The 7,824-nt window shown below is 36.5% G+C and carries 5 protein-coding genes; 3 read left to right on the forward strand and 2 right to left on the reverse strand.

Features of this window, described 5'->3' with window-relative positions; translation table 11 throughout:
• Nucleotides 1-66 precede the first annotated feature (66 nt).
• Together F891_RS00025 and F891_RS00030 are read right to left on the reverse strand one after the other, a co-directional pair.
• Nucleotides 67-849, reverse strand: a complete 783-nt coding sequence (locus F891_RS00025) for a glycosyltransferase family 32 protein (protein WP_005261236.1) — start codon at nucleotides 847-849, stop codon at nucleotides 67-69.
• Between the two features lie 120 nt (nucleotides 850-969).
• Nucleotides 970-2,412, reverse strand: a complete 1,443-nt coding sequence (locus tag F891_RS00030) for a hypothetical protein (protein ID WP_005261237.1) — start codon at nucleotides 2,410-2,412, stop codon at nucleotides 970-972.
• A gap of 2,509 nt (nucleotides 2,413-4,921) precedes the next feature.
• On the opposite strand from F891_RS00030, the gene repM reads away from it, so the two are divergent.
• The 3 genes from repM (at nucleotide 4,922) to F891_RS00045 (ending at nucleotide 7,630) form a co-directional block, all read left to right on the forward strand.
• Nucleotides 4,922-5,821 (forward strand): replication initiation protein RepM, encoded by a 900-nt coding sequence (repM, locus tag F891_RS00035; protein WP_005261238.1) that lies wholly within the window; start codon nucleotides 4,922-4,924, stop codon nucleotides 5,819-5,821.
• Between the two features lie 76 nt (nucleotides 5,822-5,897).
• Nucleotides 5,898-6,506: a plasmid replication DNA-binding protein gene (locus F891_RS00040; protein ID WP_005261246.1), complete on the forward strand. Its 609-nt coding sequence runs from the start codon at nucleotides 5,898-5,900 to the stop codon at nucleotides 6,504-6,506.
• A 191-nt stretch (nucleotides 6,507-6,697) separates the two neighbouring features.
• Nucleotides 6,698-7,630, forward strand: coding sequence for an IS5 family transposase (locus F891_RS00045; RefSeq protein WP_005103080.1), 933 nt, complete (start codon nucleotides 6,698-6,700; stop codon nucleotides 7,628-7,630).
• Nucleotides 7,631-7,824: the final 194 nt, after the last annotated feature.

Raw genomic sequence — 7,824 nt, forward strand, 5'->3', positions numbered from 1 at the left:
TGCGTTAGTCAAAATTTAATCAGTGATAAGTGTTGATTTTTAAATAAATATCAAAGTCTAAAATAGTCAAGAATTATACTTTCGCAAGAGGCCTATTATTCTCCATATTTTTAAGAATAATGTATTACCTAAAATATTTTTATTAGTAAAAACGATTTGTTCTGTTTGTAATGAATAATGATTTTTGCCATTAGAGTGTAATGACAAATCTTTGAAGATTAATCCATTTTTACAACTACTTCCTAACAAACGTACGCCTGATTGGTCTTTTATTTCATCAATAGCATTTGTATAGGGCACAGGACCAGTTGTATGAAGAACACCATAACGACCATATCTAAATTTAAAAACATTATAGTTTTCTATATTTTGAGTAACTTTTTCAACTACATTTTTTAAGTACTTATTATTAGGAGAACAAATAATATTCCATTGTTGATACTCTTTTCCTCTTATAATTTTTTTATGCTTTCCGAAATTTTCATAGGCTACATTTCCACCTTGCCATTCAAAAACAATTAGTTCATCATTTTTAGAAATAATATTAGTTAAAGAACATGTTGAGAAACTTTTAACATCAAAATATGCTCCACCCACTTTATACATAAGAAGGTATCTAAAATAATCTGCTTGAGCAGCTCCATATATTGGATTTATCTTTAAAAAAGCATCTAAATATCTCTTACTATAATTTTCTTTTATAAATTTAACCATTTGATTATAATCATAAAAATAATAATCCCAATCAGGATTGTTATTTTTTAATAACGTGATTGATTTTTTATCAACATCAGTTAAAAAATTCAATCCTTTTGTATGAACTTGATGAATCTTTTTAGGAATTTTCATAAAATAATCGACCTACTTAACTTAAAAGCATTTTACAATAAAAATCAAATAATTATTTAACATAAAATCTCTTATACGAAATTTGACTGTTAGAACCTCTCTATAGTGTCCAAATCACGTTTAGAGCTTTTCATTCCGGTTAATCGGTGCCGTAGTCCTAAAACCGGTAAATTTCAAAATCCGTTTTGCAAGGCTTCCCTTGATTTTAAGATCAACTTTGTAGCGATTGAGCTTCGCCCCTTCAGTATTTTTCTGTTTCAGGCTCTTGGCGATTCTTCTTCGCTCAAGCTCATAAAGGGAAAGAATCTCTGTTTCCCTTTGGGCTATTTGAGATTCACTTAAGCCCTCTTTATAGCTCTCAACAGCATTTTTGAGTTCTTCAAAAGAATGATATTTAAACTCAAACTTAGAAGCGTTAAACCTTGCTCGACTTGCCAATTCTTTAACTTTAAAGGCGTTAGTAATCGGCAAGTCTATTTTTCTAGCTTTTCCATCTTTGGCTCTAACAGCTTTGGATTGCTTAATTCCTTTACTATTAAAACGCCATTCAATTTCGCTGACAATTTTACCGACATCACTAGCAGTACCACTGAATGCTGGCATGTACTTCACTAGAAAAACAGCATCACTTACGCATGTAGCAAGCTCAGTAGGACTAAGTTTTGAACTGCGACTCACTTCTTTTTTGGTCGGAGAACTTGCCGTTTTATTTTCAGATGTAGCCATACGATTCTCAAATTTTCTTTGTCTTTCGATTTCAGCTTTCTTTTGAGATTTTTTAGCCGTAATTGCTTGCTCAATTTTTAATTCAGCAATGCGTTTCAGGTATTTGGAATAGTGAGGAGTTAAATTCCAAGTCCAACGAGTTGTCTTGAGATTTCTAGGTTTTTCACCATTTTCAACTCGTTTTGCGTCCAATGCTGATTGCTTTTTTCTTTGCTGATCTGTGTATTCAGCCCTGCGTAAAACCAATTTTCTAATTTGATCTTTAGTGTAGATGTAGAGCCTTTCATGCTCCCACTCTAAACAAAAAAAATTATCAGGGTTTGGGTTTGTTTTAGAAGTAAAAGCCTTTTTGATGAAGTCTTTCTGCCATTGCACAGCAATTTTTTTTCTATGCTCAGGTGTGGTTTTAGCTGTTTCCACGACTTCAAGATTTTCAACCATTTTTTTATAAACATCAGCTTGGGAACGGACGGCAATGGGCAACGTCACCAATAGATAAACCATGCACTTTCGTTTAGCGAGCAAAGTCTGATTCATCTGAACAACCAGGTGCCCAGCACAGGGTTGTTCAGGTGAAGTCGTGGCTTTACCAATCGACACGTTGTATTTCTGAATTAAAGCGGTCAAAGCCCCTTGAGTGTTATCCAAATCAATCAGTTCTTTTATATAGAACGTAGCTTTACCGATGGACACGCATTTTAAGATGCCAATCATGGCAATTTCATCTGATGTAGCATAAAAAATCATGTCCCTACCTTCTTTAAAAAATTCCGTAGTAGTAAAACTGTAATAGTAAATAAGATGAAATGGAATGGCTTTGATAAAAATCAAAGCCATTATTTGTAAAGCCTTGCATAGCAAGGCTTTTAAAGAAAAAAACAGCTTTGCTGTTTTTTAACGGAGCTTTGCTCCGTTTCGGGGGCAACGAATTTCGTAATTAAGTCGTTCCTAAAATGAGCAAGAAATTCGTTGCCCCCGATGTTTTTTTAGCCTAAATTAGTCAGCAGTAGACGACATTCTTTAAAAACAAGTTCTCTTTTTTTTAAAAGATGGATGTGCTCTTTTTGTTTGACTTATTTCAAGCAGGGGGGGCGACCAACTCCCCTGTTTCTCTTGATTTGGGGGGGCTGACCATCCCTCTTTTAATCACTTGTTAGCTCTCCTAGACAGACAAAAAAATTGTCTGACGCTACTAGGAGGGTAGTTTTATACCCACTCTCGGCGAAGCGGACTGCCATGCCAAATGGCTCGGTCGCGCTACGCAGGGGGCTGACGGTTGCTTGCTGTGTAAGTGTTTCACTTACACAGCATCAATACGTCTTCTACCCGTTCCTTTTTAGGAAATCTGTTTTGCACAACCGTCTATATGACAAGTTGTGTGGTCTTTGGGCGACCATGAAAGCCAACATGAAGATGTAAATACATCCTCTCTTAGGTAGGAATACCGCCTAAGAAATGCCACTAAGGGGAGTAGTGCAGTGAAAGAGCAATACTAGCGAGACGTGCGCTAGTAGAACTTGGGAATCTGTAGCAAATGGCTGGGAACATTGTTCTCGAAGTTTGTTGATCTTGCAGAAATGCAGGTGAACTATGAATAGCTCAACCGAACAAGCTTCTGGCTTTTCGGTTAAAACCGAAAAGTGTGAAGCAAGTGGGAAAGATTGTAGGAGCTTTATCCTGATTTTTAAAGAAACCGATGACATATTGCATTGGACACCTGTTAAGTGAGTTTTCGGAACGACGACTTGCGTGTGACAGCTCTTAAATGAGCAGGGCTTTAGAAGTTATAGGAAGGCTGATAGCAGTCAGATAGTGTTGGAAATAAATGGGGAAGGTGGCGCAGGATCGTGCGATTGCGAGCACGGTCAGCTTTGATGTTGTCAAAGCACTGTTTCGGTTCATAGCCGATTTAGCCACTGGGAGATTAGTCAAGTAGGAGCAGCTTCACAAGCTGCATTATTTAGGGCAAAAACGAGCTTTTTGGGGTAACTCCTGAAAAAGTAAACGGTCAAACCGTAAACAACATTTTAAAGGACCAAAAGTCCGCCAGGAAATTTAGGTAAAAAGTTGGGTTTGTTAAAAAGTTCTGAGGACGAAAGGCTAAGCAGAGTAAGTGGTCACAAGTAAAAAAGAGAACTGAAAATATTTTGTTATGGGTGGTTTCTATAGCAGTTCGACAAAGTGGGTAAGGGTTTGGTCGCCCTCACTACAAGCGGAGTTGAATACGGACGGAATCCGTAGATATTTTCTAGTTGAAGTAAGTCAACAGGCTGATGCACTTAAGTATCACCCCTGAAAAGGTTATTTTCAGCGTTGTGAGTAAACACAACGAATCAAAACAATCTAGGTTCGTCACCAAATTGACGAAAAGGTAGTCTTTCCTTCGATAAAGATGGCTTCAACAGCCTTACAGTTGAAAAGCCTTTCAGTAGTGCTTTTTTCTACTGACGCACTCCTCAGCGCAAGAGGATATGACCATGTAAAACTTAAACTTTTTAAAACTCATTAGGATTAATTTACTTTTGAAAGTGTCGTTTCAGTGTGGTTACTGAGAATTTACGACAGCTTGAGAATAGTAAACATAAACTATTTGTTTTTATTAAGTTATATCAATGGCTTAGGCTATTTTAATTTGAAGAAGTTAAGGTTTTACTTTGACTTCATTAATTCTATTTCTTTGGATCTGGAATTAATTCAACCTCAAGGGCTATTGCATTGCAATAGCCCTTACCTTTTAAATTGCTCTCATTTGCGTTTTAAGCCTGTTTTATCTCTGAATGTAGGTTGGGTTGGTAATCAGTGGAAAAATCGCACCTACCCCCTATTTTTTGCTTTTAATCGCTATATCAGAGCGAGTGTCTACGAGCGAACATATCAAAAGTTGCGCCTAGACTCCCTGAAAAACAATTTTTTTAGTATATAAATTCCCAAAAACAGAAAATTACGTCTCCTAAGTCGACTCCAGATCGAGCGTAGCGAGCAAAAAAAAGCTTATGAGCGAAGCGAATTCCGAATTGCTTTTGCTTTTTCTAAAAGTCACGAAAATATTATTCAAAAATTGCCCCGACGAATCGAGCGAAAGCGAGATTCAATAGAGTTTGAGCGTAGCGAAAACCAAGGGCAATTTTTCAATTTGCTCTTTTTAAATATATTTTAAATCTTTTAAATCTTTTAGGCTATCTGAAAGGCTTTAACAGAAAGGCTTTCAGCTACTAACTATGAGGGATTGACTACCAACTATGAGGGATTGACTACCAACTATGAGGGATTGACTACTTAACTATGAGGGATTGACTACCAACTATGAGAGAATTATATTACTCATAGTTAATTTCTTGAAATAAGAATGATGAGTACATCTAAAAAAGAATTGGTAGTTAAATCAAATCAAGTAATTGAGGCTTCATATCAACTGAGCTCAACAGAACAACGGATTGTCTTAGCAGCTATTAGTAAGATTAGTCGGGCTGAAGATATTACCGATGATGAAATTTATCGCGTAACTATTGATGATTTAAAAAAACTTGGGGTTCATGAAAAAACAGCTTATAGAGATCTAAAAGATGGTGTAAACCGCTTATATGACAGATCAATCAATTTAGCTATTGATGATGAATCAATCAAAATGAGATGGATTCAATCCATACGATTTTTAGAGAGTAAAAGTGTTGTAGGAATTCGGTTTTCTAAAGAAATTTTGCCGTTCATTTCTAATCTAAGCCGTGAATTTACTAAGTACTCTCTATCTGACATTGCTGGTATGAGTAGCGCATATGCTATTCGTATTTATGAGCTATTAACGCAATATCGCTCCATAGGAAAACGAGAGATTTCCATCGAAGCTCTAAGAGGTATGTTGGAGTTAGGGAAAAGATATCCATTGTCTGCTGATTTAAAGAGATGGGTTATTGATACTGCTGTAGATCAAATCAATGAACATAGCCCTTTAAATGTATCTTACGAGCAAATAAAGACAGGTCGAAAAGTCACACACATTCACTTCACGTTTAAAGAAAAATCAAAAAGTATTGAGCATAAATCCAAACAGAATAATTTTTATAAATTGACAGATTCACAAATTAATATGTTCGGTAATCAGCTTTCACGCTTACATGAAGTATCTCACCTAGCACAACAAGGTGAAAGTTATGACGATTTAGCTATTAAAATTAAGGATATGCTGCGAGATCCAATCCAACAAAAACAACTTATTCCTCATCTTAAAAATTTAGGTTTTAAGGCATAAAGATCAATTGTGTGTGTAGCGGTTGACTACTTGTTAATGTATCTTAGTTTACATAATAGACAACCAAAATCATAAGATGAAATCACTATCTGTTATTGAGCTTTCAAACCTCTACGGAATAACTCGTCAAGCCATTTATAAGCAAATTAATAAAGGTAATTTAAGTAAGAACAGTGACGGTAAAATTGATCTTGCCGAAGCTATTAGAGTCTTTGGTGAACCATCCAGAAATGTAAACAGTTCACAGACAACTGAAACACGAAAGTTGTCAGAAGTTCACCTGCTAGAACAACAGGTTTACATGCTTCAAAAACAGCTTGAACAGGCTCATGAGCGTGAGCAGTTCCAACGAGAGGAACTAAAAGCTAAAAATGATCAATTACACGTTAAAGATGAGCAAATTGAAGCGATACAACGCTTACTAGAAGCTCCGAAAGCTTATATAACTAGTTCTATCGACCCGAAATTAGATATAGCAACAGATACTAGGTCAAAAAGTGAGTCGAACTATGATGGATTGACTACTCAACCAAAAGAAGCTCCTGTAGAAGCAAAGATTCAAACTCAGCCTAAACATGACGGATTGACTACTGCTGAGGCTAAACGGGTTACGATCCCTGAACAGGTGGAGACTGAACCCGAAAAAAGAGGCTTTTGGAGCCGTTTTTTTAGACCCTATGATTAACCACGATTGTTTAACTGATATGAACAAAGTCGTGAAACATTGATCAAAGAATAGGCGTGGAACATGAATAATCAATAAAAAGCCGTTCCAGTGCGCTGAATCCTGAAACGACTTGGTATAAGCTTATGATTTATATGGGCTTTGTTGCACAAACCTAGCATCAAAAGCTTATTCAGCAATATAATTTCAAAATGAATAAGCCTGCCTCTAAAATCTACCGTACAACCAATTGGTCATCCTATAACCGAGCCTTAATTAACCGAGGTAATATTTCCATTTGGTTTGATCCAAAGACTCAGTGGTATGCACAATCACAAGGCAAGCAAGGTCGAAATCAAACCTACTCCGATACAGCGATTCAATGCTGCTTAATGATCAAATTACTATTCCGACTCTCTTTACGTATGGTCACAGGTTTTGTTCAAAGTCTGATTAAACTCTCTGGATTAGATTGGACAGCTCCGGATTATTCCACCCTTTGTCGTAGACAAAAGCATATTGATATTGCGATTAGCTATCAAAAAAGTAGTGATGGACTGCATCTACTCGTAGACTCTACTGGTTTGAAGTTTCTTGGTGAAGGTGAATGGAAACGCAAGAAACATGGGGCTGAATATCGTCGCCAATGGCGTAAGCTTCACATTGCTATAGATGCTAAAACCCTGCAAATACGTGCAGTACAACTCACCACAAATAATGTCAGTGATTCTCAAGTACTCGAAGATTTACTTGCTCAAATTCCCTTGGATGAACCAATTGATTCTGTTTATACAGATGGTGCTTATGACACAAAGCACTGCCGACAAGTCATTTTAGATCGAGATGCACATGCGATCATTCCACCTAGAAAGAATGCAAAGCCTTGGAAGGATCAGCAAGCGAGGTCTATAGAGCGGAACGAATTATTAAAGACAGTCAAACGGCTAGGCAGATCGCTTTGGAAAAAGTGGTCTGGTTATCACCGTCGAAGTTTGGTTGAAACCAAGATGCATTGCATCAAATTATTAGGCGATAAATTAACAGCGCGGAGTTTTCCAAGTCAGGTGAATGAGATCCATGCACGCATGGCAGTCTTGAATAAATTCACAGAATTAGGTCGCCCTCATACCCAAGTTGTCTCTTAAATTTGAGTAGCTTAAGGGAACTCAGCCTTTCAAACCTTTATGCAACAAAGCCTATTATTAACATAAAATTTTATTTTTTATGCTTTTTAATACATCTATTAGACCTCTTGCGTTAGTCAAAATTTAATCAGTGATAAGTGTTGATTTTTAAATAAATATCAAAGTCTAAAATAGTCAAGAATTATACTTTCGCA

Origin of the sequence: Acinetobacter sp. CIP 101966 (assembly GCF_000369725.1) — a bacterium.
GTDB lineage: Bacteria > Pseudomonadota > Gammaproteobacteria > Pseudomonadales > Moraxellaceae > Acinetobacter > Acinetobacter lwoffii_Q.